At 69.5% G+C, this 18,317-nt stretch carries 1 protein-coding gene (running past both ends of the window); it reads left to right on the forward strand.

The whole window is internal to a lonely Cys domain-containing protein gene (locus HUT19_RS33435) on the forward strand: the coding sequence, 50,904 nt in all, runs 19,087 nt past the left edge and 13,500 nt past the right edge, and what appears here is coding positions 19,088-37,404 — codons 6,363 (partial) to 12,468 (complete); the first complete codon in view begins at nucleotide 3. Both codon boundaries (start and stop) fall beyond the window edges.

Genomic DNA, 18,317 nt, shown 5'->3' on the forward strand with positions numbered 1-18,317 from the left:
ACCCGACCGCCGCGCACTGGCAGTCCGCAGCGCCTGTCGATTCCCTGAACCCGGGGGCCGCCCCGCTCCCGGTCCCGCCACCGCCAACGAACTCCGCCTTGCCCGCTGCACAGGTAAGCGCCCAGGCCGTGGGAGGCACCTTCGCCGCCTTCAGCCAGTCCGTGAGGGCCGGGCAGGCCGATTCGGCCGGCCCAGCCGGGAGCACACCCGTCGCCGGCCCCACGCCTGGGGACGCGACGCCCTACCCGGATCCGGCAAACGATCTGGGTGATTCGGAGACCGAGGCGGCTGCGACTCTCGCCGTGCTCCCTGTGATGGGCGCCGATGTCTGGGAGCCGGTACGGTCCCTGTCCGGCGTCGCGCCTCAGGGCAGCGGCACGGCCGACTCGCAGGACACGCACACCACCGACGGCGCTGCCACCCCGGGCACCGCCGCGGACACCTCCGCCTCGCAGATTCCGCACATCACCGTGACGGAACCTGACCTCGCCGACATCACGCCGCTGCCGGGGCCGGCTGTCGTCGACGCGGGACAGGTGTCCTTGCTGCCGTCCGCCGTGCGGCGCTCCGGCCCATGGAGGCTGCCTCGGCATCTGGAGACGCTGCAGTCCTCGGGCTCGGCGACCATGCATGATCTGACGTCAATTGATTGGGCTGACGAGCAGATTCGTGCCCTGACCTCTGGGGGTTCTCCCGGGGAGATCGTGGAAGCGCTGCGGAGGGATCCGGAGAGTTTCCTTCGCCACGGCCGTCCCTTCCAGGTCAGGGGCAGGGACGGCTGGTACGACGTCACGGTCGCGATCGGTCGTCATGCGGACGAGCGGCGGCCGCGGATTGATCTGCTGGGTGCCCCCGAGGGCGCGGGATCGCAGACGTCGGTGACGCGTTCGGCAACCAGAGGGACTTCTACCGCGTCGTCCGAGCAGCGCGGCTATGCGATCAATCACGCGGGCCAGGTGTTGTTCCCGACGCCTAAACCGGGCATTTTGGCGGGCTTCGCCTATGCGGTCAACGTAGGCGTACGCCAGCGGGCTCTGACGGCGAGCAGGGAACAGAGCGGAACGCGGATCAAACAGGTGATCGGCGACAGGGGGACTGTTGATGTTCCTCGTAAGCTCGTTATCACCCTGCGGGTGAGCAAGAGCGGCGTGCAGGCCTCGCGGCTCCTCAGCGGGGAGAGCAGCGCCGTGCAACGGGTTCCGGTGCAGGAGCTTGTGCCGGACAAGGCCACTCGGCGGCCCGGTCCGTACATGACCGTGAATGAGGAGTTGGGGCGTCGTATCGCCCATGCCCAGTCGTTCGCACCTCATGGTGCCGATCTGGGGCGGCCGCACCGAGGCGGTGGCCTGTTCGAAGCCATCCGGAAACAGGTCCATCCCTCGCTGGTTGCCCCTGAGGCACCGGGGCGGTCGGTGCTCTTGGACGCGGTGACCGAGGCCAACTTCATCCGGGAGCTGCCCGGGATGCTGGCGGGCTGGGTGCCCTCGGAAACCATGGCCAGTGCTCATGGCGAGTCGATTGGTGGATTCCGCCGGCGCGCGACGATCACCGCTCTGGCTCCGATGCCCTTTACCGGCAGTGCTGCCGGGACGCGGGCCGCGGACGTGACCGGGAAGGAGAGCGCGCGCGGTCGGCGAGGGGAGAAGCCTGCGCCGGTGACGGTGGTCGATTTCTGGGATGCCGGTATCAGCCATGCCTCGAAGGCGGAGCGGCGGCACGGCGGCTCCGTGGCGCTGGGACCCGGCGCTGGGTTCGGGGCCATGAAGGGCGGGCCACGGGGGCGTGCGTTCCTGACACCCGCTGCGGAATCCGGGTGGAAGAACGCGACCTCGGTGTCCTCCTCGGTCTCGACCCAGACCGGGGCGGAGATCGAGGGGCACCACGTGGGCTACCAGGCGTGGGTACGGGTCGAGACGGAGGGCACTGGCCCGGGGGAGGCCGGGGTCGACAGCAGTCGTCAGGCGCCGTCTCACACGATGGTGAAGAGCTGGTTCTCGTTGCGCGAGGAGGAGGCCAACGAGCTGGGGCTGCCGCTGCCGGAAGGCGCACGGCCGGGTCCGATGTTCAAGAAAACCCCTGGTGTTGAGCGGACGCTGTCTGCGGGCGTGACGGGTCAGTCTGCCAAGATGACGGGGCTGGACACGGCGCCGTTGCTGTCCTCACTGACGAAGTTGTTCGGATCCGATTCCCGGCTGGCCGGGTTCCTGCCGTCTTTTGGCGAGGGAAAGAGGAAGCCGGCGTGGCGCACCTCCCGGTCCGACGAGGCCACGCAGCAGGCGAATTACCGAGCATTGACGACCGAGCTGTCGCCGGGGAATCTGCAGACTCGCAAGGACGAGCTGCTGACTTCTGGTGTCAAGGTCCGGTTGCGGCGGAAGCGCTTCTTCACCAAAGAGGTTGTCACGATCCGGGTCAAGGCGGCCGACCGGGGGGTTGATTACCGGGGTGACGTCGATGGCTGGGCGGTGCTGCAGGGCTCCGGGATGGAGGCCGGCGCGCAGGACGGGGCGGGCAGTAGCCAGGGTGGCGGCCTGCGGGGCCGGTTCAGTGTGAAGCCGATTCCCGGCAAGTTCTATGTCATCGGTGCCGCGAGTGTCGGTGGTTCCAGTGTCCGCGAGGCGCAGGGCGGGCCGAGTGCCGGGAACCTGACCGGTGTTCTGCACCAGGTGGACTCCTCGACCAGCGCCTTCGACGGGAACCTGGTCTGGGACATTGAGCTCACCTCCGTCAAGCGGACCAGGAAATGGGTGCGCGCGCTGCTCCCCAGTCTCCGCCCGGGCCGGCACACGCCCCCGGTGGCCACGATCGCCAACGGCGAGGCGAAGCCGCATGATTCCACGGTCGCGAGTCCTGATCGGGAGCCGGACGACATCGAGGTCACTACGATCGCGGGGACCGGTCGGCGCCGGGGCAAGGGCGTTGCTCCGCTGACCGTGCCGGACGCGCCGGTGATGTTCATGGAGCCGACTTCTGTGACGTTGACCCCGGAGCAGCGCGCTCGGCTGGAGCCGGTCGGGGAGCCGGTGCCGATCGACATCCCGGCCGTGACGGGAACCACGTCGCTGTACGACCAGAACTGGGCGGCGCCACCACAGGAGGAGCGCAACGTCACCGACTGGCTTCTGCTGCAGAAGCTGAGTGTCGGCGAGACGGCGCAGGACTTGGCGTTGGAACTGCTCGAGCAGGCCGCGGGCGGGGGCGATGCCGCGTTGGCCACCCGAGGTCTTGACCCGCGGGAGCGGATCGAGGACACGTTCAATCAGGCCGCGGTGACCGCTGGTTTCAAGGTGGGCACCAACGGCATGTGGCTGGCGGACCAGCTGCGTTATGACCGCCGCTGGAACGGACTCAAGGGCGCCGTGGGTGCCAGGTTCCGCGCGGTGAACCCCAAGATCATCCATGTGACGTCGGGCCCGGGGGTGGATTCGGCCTTCGCCGGGGGGCGTCAGGCGGCCAGCGCCCGCGGTGGCGGGGTGTCGGTGTCGACGTCGCTGATGATCGCGGGCGCCGGTGATGCCGCTGCGCAGTGGTGGCTGCTCGGCGGGCCCACTCTGGGGCGCAGCTGGGGTTGGACCAAGGGGTCCTCGTACGCGGTCTCGGGAACGGTGGAGCGCACGTCGGTCTCCGCGCTGAAGGACCGGATGGTGCTCATCCAGGGTGACCTTGACGTACTGATGGTGGCAGAGGTCTCCGTCCGCGGTAAGACGCCGGGTGTCGCGCGTGGCGGACGGCGCATACCGCGAGGGAGCATGGCCTGGCTGAGCGAGGAGCAGGTGCGGGCGCTGGGTCTCGGGCCGGAGCTGGACGCGCATCTGTCCCCCTCCACCGTGTCGACGGCCGCCCCCTCCCTGCCCCCCGGCGTGCCCCGGATCGAGGAACTGCCGGACACGGAGGAGGACACGGTCCAGGCCACGGACTCGGCCGCGGGCCAGGTCACAGATGCGGTCGCGGACACGGACACGGACACGGGCGCGGTCGTGCGGGGCGAGGTACCCGCGCCCGCCCCCGTTCCGGCTGTTTCGGACCCGGCCGCCGGGCTGCGCATGGAGGGCGCGGGTCCGCCGGGGCTCGGAACGATTGAGCACGCACCTGATTTCACGCGGTTGCTGGACGCGCTGCGGACGCGGCTGCGGGAGCTGGACGGTGAGAAGCTGGCTGCGGAGGTGTTGCCGAAGCATGTGGTCAAGGACCGCCATCGCAACACCCAGCGGCTTATGGCATTGCTCGGTCCGGTGGGCAGCCAGGGGCTGATCGGCAGTGCGATGGACGGCGGGTCCCCCGTCGTGCTCTATGGCGAAAACGGCGAAGCCGAGTACGTGGTGCGTTTCGCCGTGACGCGCGGTGCGGGCACCTTCGACAGCCGTCCCACTGAGCGGCGCCACATGAGGTACGGCACCAGTACGTCGTTCACCCGTCAGGAGTCCAAGGGCTTCGCCACCGCGCGTTCGACCAGTGTGGCGTTTTTGCCGGTCTTCGGCTTCACCGATGACAAGAAGGGAGCCGTGGCTCCAGCGCCTGTGTCATCGGCTGAATCAGCGGACTCGGTGTCGTTTGCGCGTGCCTGGAAGCACAAGTTCAAGGTGGAGGTCGCCACGTCGGCCGATGCCCTCGCCGTGAAGACGCGGTTCCCGGTGACAGCGCGGCTGGACCTGTACCGTCCGGGCGAGCCGTTGGGCGGTGCTCCGTTCGCCACGGTGCGGCTTGAGGCTCCCCGGGGCAAGCCGGACGACCGGTTCTTTGTGTTCCGGATGCTGGAGTCGGATCTGCGGGCCCTGGCGCGTCTGGGCCCGGGGCGTGCTCTGCCGCCCGTCGGCTGGCGTTCCATGGCGCAGGCGCAGTCGTCGCCGCAGTGGCGTGCGCAGGGCACACCACTGCCGCCGGAGGCACAGGTCAACCCCTTCCAGGGGACGCCGGCGGTGTGGGCGGCGCTGCAGGGGCTGACGGAAGGTCTGGGCGCGTCGCGGAAATTCCACACCACGGAGCAGTCGGCGCGGGTACGCGAGCAGGGGCTGTCCCACGAGTGGCTGGTCTCGGCGCTGCCGATGCTGGCCGCGGTGGGCGGGCGGTTGCCGAACGAGTTCGTCTCGGCGCTGCTGGGTGGTGAGGACCTGGACATCGAGGTCAGTGCCCGGTTCGCCGGTGGGCAGGTCCTGGGCGTCGGTGACCGGATGGACTTCGAGTGGACCGCTGGGAACACAGCGGGGGCTCCCCGGCTGACCCAGACCTCGGCGTCCACCTCCGTCGCTTCCAGCGAGGCGGGAGGCCCGCCGACGGTGAGTGGCGGCTGGCTGCGGTACCGGCAGCAGGACCTTGGCGATCTGCCGGTGACCGGCGAGCGGAAGATCGGCCACGGGGCCGGGGCGGACTCCTCGACGGCTTGGACGTACTCGCCGGCCGGCAAGATGCGCGACGCGTCGGTCCTGGTGAGCTTCGATGTGGATCTGCGGCTGGAGCCAAGCCTGCGCGACCGCATCAGGTATGCGCTGGGGGTTCAGAAGCCGGCCCGGGGCACGGCGGAGGTGCCGCTGGTCGAGCCGGTAGTGGTCCGTATGGGTCTGCGGTCGGCCCGCCGTCTGGCGATGGCGGGCCTGATCAGCGATCCGGACTCCCGTCTGGGGCTGCCGACGCCGCCGGCCAGGTCTCTGGACAGCGCGTGGCATCAGCAGATCCTGGCGCACGAGATCACGGGTACGGACAACAAGCGGCTCGGCGAGGCGTCGTTCTCCTCGAGCGAGTTCGCGCGCCGGCGTCCCGCGCTGGAGCAGGCGAGCCAGGCGACCGTGTACCGGGAGTGGCGCAGGACTCCTGACGGGGCCGAGATCAGCACCGTGCGGAAGATGCCGCTTGCGGACCGTCCCCGGTCCACCCTGGCCGGGCACGGCCGCACGGCCTCCATCAAGGTGCCGTTGGCCGGCGGTGGAGTCCGGACGATCAGCGGTCCCGAGGTCACGGACTGGGCGCTGTCGCGGCCGAGTCTGGCGGGGCTGGCTCCTGGCACGGTCATCGTGATGCTGTACTGCGGCGACGGGCCCGCCGACGAGATGGCCGCACGCCGTGTCGCCGATGCCACGGGCCTGACGGTCCTGCATCCGCTCTATGGAGCCAACCTCGAGGGCGGGCAGATCCACCTGCGGTATGGTCCCAACGGCGAAGCGGGCCGCTGGGTCATCACCTACCCCGGTGGCAGGACCGAGATCCACGACCCGGAGACCGAATCTTCAGCCGACCCCACATCCGACCACAGCACGCCCTCCCCCGAACCGACGGACGACCTTCTTGATTCCGGGAGCGGGTCGGTGGATCGGGCTGCTGTGCTCACCCGGGCGTTCGGGCCAGGGGTCACCAGCCGCGCCACCGAGAGCATGACCGACATCTGGAAGCGCGAGGAGGCCGCCAGGACCGAGGCCTTCCGCGTCGATGGCGACACCCCCGCGACCCTCAGGGCACGCAGGGACGACTGGGCCGACGTCATGCGGGCCAGGCGAGACGTCACCGCGGCGCAGGCGGAACTCGACGCATTCCGGACCCGTCCGGACGGCCCGTCGGACGCCGCGGCGGTCGAGCAGCGGCTCCAGACGGACCTCGACGCCGCGAAGCACGTCCTTGCCCAGGCCGAGGACCACTTCCTCAGCTCGCACGGGCTCACCGCCGACAGCATCGCCGCGAGGCTGGCCGAGCTGCAGGAGAGGTCCCTCAGGCAGCGCCCGCGGCTGCTCGGCGGGACCAACCGGGCCTTTTGGGACCAGGTGGAGAAGACCCACCAGCCGCAGGCCCACGAGCCCGCGCCCGCCGCCCCCGAGCCGCCGCACAGGGCTGTCGAGACCCAGGCTCCGCAGGACGAGACCGTCACCCCGTCCGCGCCGCAGCTGCCCGCCGAACGCGAGGCCCTCTCCCCGCCCCCGCCGACCGCCCCCGTTTCGGACCGCGGTTCACGTCTGTTCGGTGTCGGTGCGTCGTCGGGTGTCGAGGAGTCATTGCTGCGGGGCGATCGAGCTGTCCAGGTGCGTCGTGCGTGGGCGGCTGATCTGGTGGCTGATGCCTTTCCGGAGCTGTCGGTTGCGGAGCCGCGGCATGCGGAGTTGACCCAGGCGCTGATGGTGCTGCGGGCGTGGACGGCGGATGCTGCGCGTGGGCGGGAGCCTGTGCGGGGGGTCGCTGCGGGGCGGCGGCTGCCGTGGACGCGGCGGGAGTTGGATCTCGTAGCGGCCAGTGTGCTGCATCGTGAGCATATGGGTCCGGTGGGGAGTGGCGAGCGCCGGGAGCTCATCGAGTTGACCGCGAAGGCGCTGCGCGAGCGGTTGGCGCAGGGTCTGGCGGAGTTGGGTGCGCTTGAGCTGCAGCAGACCTCTGGGCTGTATGGCGCCGGGACGTCTCTTGCTGGTGAGGGCAGTTCTGTCACGGGGCGCAACTGGAGTGGCAGGCCGGTTGCTGGTCTCAACGCCGATGTGGTCGGTGTGGTCGGTGCCGATGGCAGCCTGGTGCCCGGTGCGGCGCCGTGGGTGGATGCCGGGCAGCGTGTTCATGTGGTGATGGTGGATCGTGAGGAGGATGACGAGGGCCGGCAGTTCTTCGTCGCCGTGGTCGGCGGGACGCGGCTTCGGCTGCATTCGGTTGAAGAGCTGGCATTGGTGGTGTCCGAGGATCCTGAGCGGCCTTGGGATGCCCCGATCGTCTTGGCTGTCTCGCATGTGAGTGCTCTCTCGCCGGAGGCGGCCGGTATCAGTGACCGGTCGGGAGCGATGGTCTGGTCGACCGCGGGCAGGTTTGCGCTGCTGGAGCATCCGGCGGGTTCGGGGCAGTACGTTCTGGCCGTCACCGCCGATTCCCTTGATCCGGCTGCTCTGGATGGGCCCGCCGGGCCGTGGGGGACCACTTATCCCACGAGTGAGCTGAGCGTCATCGAGGAGTACGCCGGTGGCCCGGGACTGCCCGAGGTGGTCCGGGATCCCACGGTGCCCATTCCGTTCGCGCTTGGTGACCGGGATATGTCCGCGGTGCCGGTGGTGGAGGACATACGGGACGCATCCAGCAATGGCCCCATCCTGACAACGGATTATCGTCTGCGGGATTTGAGGGCCTATCAGGACCGGCGGCAGCGGCGGTTGCACCGTTTGATGGGGCCGATGGTGGTACGCCCGTCGGGACCGCTTTTCGAGGGTGCTTCTCAGAGTGTGTCGGTGGTGTGGCCGACACAGGGTGTGGAGTACGCCGAGAGCCCGGTGCTCCAGGTGTCCGGCGACCGGACGTTGGCGGTGCCGGTGGGGAACACCCAGGAGGCGTATGCGACGTTGAATGTGATCAAGGAGGCGTCGCGGTTGCTGGCGGAGGCGGGCAGTGATGTCCGGCTGGTCCGCGACACCGACGTGTTCATCCAGCTGGGGGACGACGACACGATCTTGTGGGCGGTGCGGCCGGAGTTCATCTCGGGCAGGGCGCCGGAGGGAGGTGCTCGGGACGTCGCGGAGTCCGTTCTGGGGGAGAAGATCACGCACGCTGTTTTCCGTGGGCCTTCGGGCGAGGTGTCCACGGCGCCGGTGAACGCTGCGGGCACCGGGGAGGTGACCGGCACGCACCATCTCGCACAGGCGCTGGCGGATGTGGCTGAGGGCACCGTGTCCATCGCCTCGTTGGGGCCCATATGGGCTGCTGAGCAGGTGCGCCAGGATGACCGGTTGGTCGGCGGGGTAGGCGGACCGCTGCCGGGTGAGCGATACGGGCGGATGCTCAGTCCGGACGCGCAGGGGGATGCCCGGGCAAGGGGACAGCACGCGAGTGCATCGAGCGGTCTGAACGAGTCCGCCTGGGCGCAGCCGGGTGAGGCGTATGTGGTCCAGTCGGTGCACCACCCCGATGAGAACGGCGAGCCCGCGATTGCGGTGAATTACGCGCGGCCGGATGAGACCGGAAAGCGGTCGCGTTTGGCGCATCACTTCGCCCCGGTGGTGATGGCCAGTGAGGACGGGAAATGGCAGCTGACGCTGGAGAACTTCACGCGTAGGCATGCCAAGGACACCGCGGTGCGCACGGCGATCGATGTGTCCGGCGACCTTCCCCTGGCACAGGCCGAGAGCGCGCTGCGGGGACGGATCACCGAGCTGGAGCAGGACGGCCGGAGCGCGGAAGCCGAGCTGAAGCTTCTGCGGGAGCGGCTCGACCTGGTCGAGGCGCTGAACCGGGTGCAGGCGGCTCAGGAGGAACTGGACGGGCAGCAGGCGGGGTCGGAGGCGTGGCGGGCCGCCAAGGACGCCTTTGACCAGGCGTACCGCCATGCGCGTCTGAAGATGAGCAAGCAGGCTCCCTTGCCACGGGCCGAGGACCAGTGGCAGTTGCGGATGTACGGGCAGCGTGCGGGCGAGACCATCCACGACCAGCGGGGACTGGCATCGCTGACCAACCCGCTGACCATGGTGGCCCTGGCAGGCCACCGCTCCGCGACTGAGCGGATCGACTTCGCCGACGGGGAGAAGACGGTCTCCCGGGACGCGATGTTCAAGGTCGACTCTGTGGCTGAGTCCTTGGCCTCGACGGCGTTGTGGAACCTGCGCAATGGTCTCCCGCTTCCGCAGGTGACGATCACCGGGCGTGGCTTCCCGCTTCCGCGGTTGAAGATCACCGGGCGTGGAAACCGGCGGGTGCCCCTGCCGGCGCTGGCCGCACCGCTCGCATTGCAGCGGGCGAAGGCGGTCCGTGCTGCGCTGTTGATCCGGTTGGACAGAATCCTGGCCGAGCGTCAGGAGGACAGCTACGGATCGGTGTCCGCCGAAGATCTCGAGAGCAAGATCAAGGCGCTTCACCTGGTGCGGTGGGATGCCGCTGACGAGAGGAGTGGCCGGCAGGTCACCATCGACATCGATGACCAGCGCGGTCCGGTGCACCTCCCATCCGCAACTGCTGTGTCGGCTCCTCCAGGGGCGTCGCCCGCGCACGACATGGGGGAGACGCAGCTTCCGGCGGAGGTGCCGGGCTCGGACACGGTCACCGAGGAGCCGGCGTCCGGCCCCTTCCCTCACAGCGACGCGCCCGCTGCGGCGAGTGCTCCGTGGTCGCAGGCCGAGGCGGAGTTCGTGGCGTGGCTTGATGGGCGTCTCACCGAGTGGCATGCGCAGGTGGTGGCGGATTCGGGACTGCTGGGCGGATTGTGGGCGGGGCCGGGCACGGCATCGTTGGCGGACCTGGATCGGGTCGGCTTCGCGGTGGATCCCGATCGGGAGATCCAGGCCGGACTCCGCGGTGGGCTGCTCGATACGGACGGTCTGGCCCTCACCCCCCTTCAGCGACTGCGCCTGCTGTTGAACGGGCGCGATAGCCGGCAGGTCTTGGCGGCACTGAGGACCCTGTCGGATCAGCAGCGGCTGGGTGACGTCTTCCTCGGGGCCCCCCTTCCCGAGCACGTGGCGGTGCAGCTTCCTGCGGCTGACGTTCCGGTGGAGTTGTCGCAGCCGGCCGAGGCGGCGGAACTCCCGGTGCCCGAAGCTCCGGCGGAACTTCCTGCGGCTGACGTTCCGGTGGAGTTGTCGCAGCCGGCCGAGGCGGTGGAACTCCCGGTGCCCGAAGCTCCGGCGGAACTTCCTGCGGCTGACGTTCCGGTGGAGTTGTCGCAGCCGGCCGAGGCGGTGGAACTCCCGGTGCCCGAAGCTCCGGCGGAACTACCGGCTGCAGCCATGGACGGGCCGGAGGCCGTTGACTCTGATGGCTCTGACTCGCCGGAACAAGCTCCCGGGCTGCCACCCAGCTCCGATCCACAGGCTTCCGACGCGCAGGCTTCTGACCCGCAGGCTTCCGACCCGGAGTCATCCGGGGCCGGGATCGAAACGTCCCTTCCGCAGGCCGTCTCGCCCGACGGCACCGACGCTCCTCAGCCCTCCGCGGTCCATGATCCCGGCTCGGACTTCACCACGTGGCCGGAGGTCAGCACAGCGGATGCCGCACAGCCTTCCGGGACTGCTGTGGAGCAGCAGGTCATCGAGCGTCTGGAGACTCTGCGCCTGGCCGACCCGCACTTGAGCAAGGGCCCCTTCGATCTTGACGTACTAGGCCGCATGCTGCTGCACAGAAGCGACCGGCAACCCATGGACGCCACCGCTTGGAATCAGCTGGTCGAGCTGGTGGCCGGTGCGGTCGGAGTCGGCCGCGCAGACAGTCTGGCCGCGATCGCCGCACTGCACCTGCAGACCCTGGGCGTGTTGTCGAGTGCGCAAGGACGCACCTTCAACAAGGGCCTGGGCCGCAACTTCAGCGGTCAGCCGATCTCCGAGATCGATACGGGGACAGTCGGACATCGCGTCACGGACAGGGAGGGCAAACGCACCATCACCTCGTCCGTCGAGGTGGCGCCCTGGGGCGATGCGGAGCCGTACGTGGTGGTGGCCGACGGCAGCGCCGAGCATGTCGTGGTCCGCACACCCGACGGCACACCCATACGCGTCGGGATAGCGGAATTCGCCGAACTGATCACCCACGACCCAGCCCTGGCGTCCGCTCCGCCCAACACCCCCATCGTCCTGGTCATCAAGCGCGCCGGGGCGCTGGGCCTGAACCTCCCCCGCACACTCGCGCACCGGACCGGCAAGGGGGGCGTATGGTCCTTCGGCGACGACGTGGCCCTCCTCCCCGATGTCGGCAGGGACAGGGTGCGTCTGTACCGGCAGACCGCCGAGAACCAGCCTGCCGGCCGGTGGATCCATACCCCCGCTCACCTGCCACCGCCCGCCGACGGTGCCGTACGCACCCTCGACGGCAGCCTCGTACCGGACCGGGAGCTGCTCACCTACACCCTCGTCCGGGACGACGGCACGGCCGGAGCTGGGCGGGTGTCGGCCGCGCCGGCCGCATGGGCGCGGGAGGAAGGCGCCTACCGCAGGCTGCCCGCCATCAAGCGCTACGCCGAATACGACCAGGCCACCAAGGAACAGCACGGCGAGCTGAAGAACGTGCCATGGAACGAGGCGTACTTCGCCGTCCCCGGCGGTACGGCAGATGTGGTCACCCTCCACTACCTCGACGGCTCACCGCTCGAGCTGAGCGGCGACGAGTACGCGGGCTACCTCCACCGGCGTATGAGCGCGGCCGGCCTCAGCGAGACGGCCTCCGTCGTGCTGCTGCTCAACGGAGCCGGCTCGCTGCCCCGCGGCGCCGACCGTCTCCAGACCGTCCCCGTGGCGCAGCAGGCCGCCAACCACGCCAGGCGCGCTGCCTGTGCCCCGCTCGGCAACTACTCGGTGAAGGGGCCGGAGGGCGGGAAACCGGCACGTATCCTGCTGCTCAAGGACAACGCCGACGATCCGAACGGATGGGAGAGGTTCCTTCCCGAGCCCACCGACACCGATGTGGATCTGGTGGCACAGCAGTACGGACTGGACCCCTTCCTCTCCGACCGGCGCGAGCGTGTCCTGCGCTGGTTCCGCGCGATGCGTCAGGCGTTCGGGCCCGGCATCGACGGAAACCCCGACCGGGCCACCGAGTTCGCCACGCTGATCGGCGGCTTCGCCGCCCTGGAAACCATGCGCCAGACAAGCGGCAGCGAAGGCCCCATGACCGGCGCCTTCCTCGACCGCCTCGTCGGTGACTACATCCAGGCACGCGGCGAGCAGGAGCCCGAGTCGAGCGTCGAGGCTCTGCGTATCGTCCTGAACGAGGCGGCGGAGGCGGTCGCCGCTGATCCGCACATCGAGCTGAGCGCGTTCCTTGCGCAGGCGGGCACCGCCATCGCTCCGGCCGCGGCTCCGCAGGAGATGACCGGCTCACCCAGGCCCGCGTCCTTGGCGCCGATCGCTTCCGTATACATTCCCGGTCGCGGGAAGGTGCTGCTCGGGCAGGCCATTTCACTGGAGCAGGCCGTGGTGCTCTACGGAATGTCGTCGGTTGCTCATGACGCCTTCCGCCAGGCCGCTGACCAGGAACAGCTGCGGATTTATGTGAGGCCGTCGAACAGCACGTCGGTGCCGTGGCTGGAGCGCGGGGCGTTGCCGAAGCCGCCGAAGATCAAGGCGAAGATCATCAACGATTTCGATGTGCACATCGGGGCCGCTGAGCAGAACGTCGGCCTGGTCGGGTATTTCTCGCCGGTGTTGCCGGACCGGTCACAGCTTCCGGATGTCGACCAGGAGCTGTGGGAGCGGATCGAGCGCCGGTATCAGCAGCGTCTCGATGAGTTCGCGGCGTTGTCGGACACCATGCAGCACCTTGCTGACGACGGTGAGTTCCTCGTGCGGGACGGGGTGGTGCTCGGGGTCGGTCCGAATGGTGAGTGGCAGCCGCTTGCCAGTGACTACGACATCTTCGACATCACGACCGTCGATGGTTTGCGGTTGCCCTCTGATCGATACGAACGGCTCCTTGGGACGTTGATCAGCTCCGACATCGGGGTGACGCACGGTGCGCACATGTACTGGGCGTCGCCGCGCTCGCCCTTCAGCCAGAACATCTACACCACCATCGTGCAAAGCCACCGGGGGATACCGCTGCTCTTGTTCTCGCCCGGCCAGGACCGCGCCGTACAGGCATGGATGCCCGCCGAGGCCCAGACGCCTTCCGCACCGGCGAGTCCGTCGGCCGCATCGGCCGCACCGTCCGGGTACGACCCCGTGGGCACCGCACCCATCTCAGGAATGATCGAGACCGTGCTGACTGGCGGAAGCCATGCCGTCGACGCGCGCCGTGGCTGGGCGTCCGCCCTGGTGAGCGAGGCTTTTCCGAAGCTCTCGCCCCAGGATCCACGGCATGCGGAATACACCTCGGCACTGATGACGCTTCGGACGTGGGTCGCGGGTGCAGCGCGGGGGGAGGGCCTGCGCGATGTGTCCGGGCCGGGGCGGCAGCTGCCGTGGGGACCGCGCCAGTTCGATGCCGTCGTGCACAGGTTGCTGCATCGTGAGCATCTGGGACCGGTAGGAAGCAGCGAGCGCCGGGAACTGATCGAGTTGACCGCGGAGGCACTGAGCGGCGGGTGGGCGCAGAACCTGGCGGAGCTGGGCGCGCTTGCCCTGCAGGCCACGGAGGGACTCTATGGGGATGGGACGTCTCTTGCCCGAGAGGGCAGTCCTCTCACAGGACGCAACTGGAGCAGCACGCCGGTCGCTGACCTCAACATCCAGGTGGTGGGCGTGATCGGTGCCGACGGTGGCCTCGTGGTTGCCGCGGCGCCGTGGGCGGACGCCGGATCACATGTTCATGTGGTGATGGTGGACCGCGAGGAAAACCAGGACCGGGAGTACTTCGTCGCAGCAGTCGGCCGGACGCGGCTGCGGCTGAACTCGGTGCTGGAGCTCGCGCTGGTGGTGGAAGGTGATCCCCAGCGACCGTTGAATACCCCGATCGTGCTGGCCGCATCCCATGTGACTGCCCTCTCGCCTGAGGCGTCGGCGGTGAGCGACGGAGCCGGGGCGATCGTGTGGTCGACCGGCGGTGTGTTCAGTGTGCGGACGACCGGCCCCGGGACGACGGAGCACATCCTCGCCGTCGCGCTCGCGGGCCCCGATGGTCCCGATCAGCAGTGGGCGCCGACGTACCCCACGAGTGAGACCAGCGAGGAGCAGCCCGACGGCGCCAGGCTGCCTGAGGCGGATCGGCAGCGGCCGGTGCCCATCCCGTTCGATCTCGACGACCGGGACCTGTCCGCGGTACCCGTGGCGGCCAATGCGCAGGATGTGCCGAGCAGTGGTCCCTTCCTGACGACCGACTACCGTCTGCGGGACCTGCGACTGACGGGCGAAGCGCGGTTGCACCGCTTCGTGGGCCCGTTGACGGTGCGCTCTTCGGGACCGCTGTTCGACGGGGCTCCCAGGGATGCCTCGGTGATGTGGCCGGCTCAGGATCCCCACCACACTCCCCGTCCTGTGCTTCAGGTTTCCGACGACCGGACGTTGGCGGTGCCGGTGGGAAACACCCAAGAGGCGTATGCGACGTTGAACGTGATCGAGCAGGCGTCGCGGTCGCTGGCGGAGGCGGGCAGTGATCTTCGACTGGTCGCCGATCCCGATGTGTACGTGCTGTTGCCCGGGGGCGATGAGAACCGGGACATGCTGTGGGCGGTGCGGCCGCAGTTCGTTGCGGGCAAGCCGCAGGCGGAGGATGCCCGGGAGTTCGCGGAGAATGTCCTGGGCGCGGCGATCACGCACCTGCTCTTCCGTGGCCCGTGGGGTGAGGTCTCCACGGCGCCGGTGAACGTTTCCGGCTCGGGGGAGGTGACGGGCACCCACCGTCTTGCTGAGGCGCTGGCGGATGTGACGGAGGGCGTGGTGCCTCCCGCGTTGGGGCCCGGCTGGGCCGCGATGCGCGTGCGTGAGGGTGACCGGCCTGCGGGCGGGGCCGACGGGCCTTCGGCAGGCGAGCGGTACGGGCGGATGCTCAGTCCCCACGCGCGGCAGGACATCCAGGACCGGATACAACGGGCGAGCTTGTCGATCGGACTGAATCAGGCCGCCTGGGCCCACGTGGGAGAGGTCTACGTGGTGCAGCCGGGCCCGTCCGGCGGGGCGCCGTCGGGTGCGGCCAACCACTTCGCCGCGGTGGTGATGACGAGCGAGAACGGCCACTGGCAGCTGACGCTGGAGAACATCCCGCGCAAGCGGGCCATGAACACCGCGGTGCGGACAGCCATCGACCTCTCCGGCGACCTTCCCCTGGCCTACGCCGAGGACGCGCTGCGGGGACAGATCGCTGAGCTGGAGCAGAGCGGCGAGGGCGCGGATGCCGAGCTGAAGCTCCTGCGCGGGCGGCTCGAGCTGGTCGTAGCGCTGAACCGGGTGACCGCGGCGCGCGTGGAGCTGGCCGGGCAGCAGGAGGGCTCCGACGCATGGCAGGCCGCGAGGGAGGCGCTCGATCAGGCCGAACTCAGTGCGCGAGAGCAGCTGACCCGGCAGGCTCCGGTGCCCCCGGCCGAGGATCATTGGCGGTTCCGGATGTACGGGGCGCGTCCGGGCGAAACCATGCATGATCAGCGGGGGCTGACGTCACTGAGCAATCCCCTGACCGTGGTGGCCCTGGCAGGCCACCGCCCGGCCACCGAGCGGATCGACTTCGCCGAAGGGGACAAGACCGTCTCCCAGGACGAGATGGCGAAGATCAACTCTGTCGCGCGGTCCTTGGCCTCGACGGCGTTGTGGAACCTGCGCAATGGTCTCCCGCTCCCACAGGTGACGATCACCGGGCGCGGTAATCGGCGGATGCCCATCCCCGTAGTCGGCCCCTCGGTCGCCTTGCAGCGGGCGACCGCGGTCCGCGAAGCGCTGCTGACACGGCTCGCGGACACCCTCGCCAAGCGTCAGGACAGCGCGTTCCAGTGGTTGACCGCCCAACACTTCGAGGGGCAGATCACCACGGTCCAGCTGGGCCGACAGGGCACTGGTGATGCCCGGAGTGGCCGGCAGGCCACCATCGAGGTCGATGACCGGCGTGGTCCGGCGGCACTTTCGCCGATGTCACCGCGCACACCAGGGGAACTCCTGATGTCACCCGTATCGCCTCTGCATGAGGTATCAGGTCGGGGGCCGTCGGCGGAGTGGCCGGCGGTGGGCACGGTGATGGAAATGCCGACGCCCGGTGGGTTCCCTGAAAGCGGTGCGGCCGACGAGGTGGTGAGTGCTCCGTGGTCGCAGGCCGAGGCCGAGTTCGCGGCGTGGCTCGACGGGACCCTCACCGAGGAGCATGCGCAGGTCGTCGGCGATTCGGGACTGCTGGGCGGGTTGCTGGCGGGGCCGGGCACGGCGTCGCTGACGGACTTGGCTCGGGTGGGCGCCGTGGTGGACCCCGATCGCGAGATCCAGGCCCGATTGCGCGGCGGGCTGGTCGATACGGCCGGTCTTGACCTCACCCCGCTTCAGCGACTGCGACTGCTGTCGAACGGGCCGGACAGCCGGCAGGTCTGGGCGGCCCTGATGACCCTGGCGGATCAGGGGCAGCTGCGTGACCTCTTCCGCGGCGTGTCCCTTCCTGAGACCGCGCCAGTCCGGCCTGTGCCGACGTCGCCGTCGCAGGAGGTTGCGGAGTTGGTGTCGGAGGTGGCTGCTGGGGAGTTGCCGACGACCCCCGATGTGGTCGAGTTGCCCTCGGAGGTGGGGGCGGAACTGCAGGCGTCGGCTGATGCGGTGGAGTTGCCGGGTTCGGAGGCGGCCGCTGCCCCCTACACCGCACCGGCCCCCGCCGATGGGGCTCCGGCTTCCCCGGGTAAGGGCAAGGGCAAGGAGCGGGAGACGGCTGCGTTGTTGGGGGCGGATCTGTCGCCCGGGGGCACGTTCGGCGGGTATGAGGCGGCGGAGGTGGTGAACCAGCGCCTGGAGGCTCGGCGTGCGCTCATCGTGGGGGATGCCTCCGGTGCGCAAGCCGATGCCAGGCTGCGGGCGTGGGAGGCGTATGAGCGTGCGCTCGCCGATCTCGCCAGTGCCGAGCAACAGATCGATCGGGTGGTGCCGCCGGAGGGTACGGGGGCGTCGAGTGGGCCTACCGCTGCTCATCGGTCGGCGGTTGCCGATCTGCGGGGAGCGCAGGACGTGCTGGTCGAGGTCGAGTCCGCGCTGCGTTCTCTGGGAGTCGATCCGGAAGCAACGCATGAGCAGATCCGCATCGTCACCGGCAACATCTTCACCGAGCGCGGCGGGCTGCTGGGAGGTGCTCCCCAGCCCTCTCGGGGCGTCAATCGCAGGGGTTCGCGTCCCTACGACCGGCCGGGTTCGTCGCGGGACGGCCATCGCCCGCCCGGCGGGCCTGGCGCCGGTCCGCGTTCGCGTCCCTCTGACCGGCCGGGTTCGTCGCGGGGCGGCAGCCGTCAGGGCAGCGGGATGCATAGCAATCGACGAACCGCGCCCCCGCACGGGGACCCGCGCTGGCTGATCAAGCAGCCGGGTTACGCCTCCGGTGACCAGTTCGCTGTCTCGGCCGCGCTCCTCGGGGATCCCAACTCGCACGTTCTCATCGGCCGTGGGCCGGAGCAGCCCGACCTGCTTTTGGGAAGAAAGGATCAGTCCGAGGCCATCGCCGAGTTCTACCGGAGCGTCGGCATCGAGGACAGCCGTATCCACTTCACACGCCCCGCTGTGAGCTCCCGGACCAACGACGTGTGGGCGGTGTTGAGCGAGGCGGGCAAGTCGATCGTTACGGGGTGGGGAGCGCCCGCGGACTGGAGCGACAACAGGCTCGCGAGATGGGGCGTGATGCCTCACGAGGGGGGAACGGAGTACGTTACCCGGTACTTCTCCAGCGACCTGCGTGACCGCCTGCGCACCCACTGGGGCCTGGACGAGCACCGCGATGACGAGATCCGTGCATGGCTGGCCACACGTGGAATCGTCCTGCCGGAAAACGGCCGTGTCCTGGTGCTCTGG

The organism is Streptomyces sp. NA02950 (assembly GCF_013364155.1).
Classification (GTDB): Bacteria; Actinomycetota; Actinomycetes; order Streptomycetales; family Streptomycetaceae; genus Streptomyces.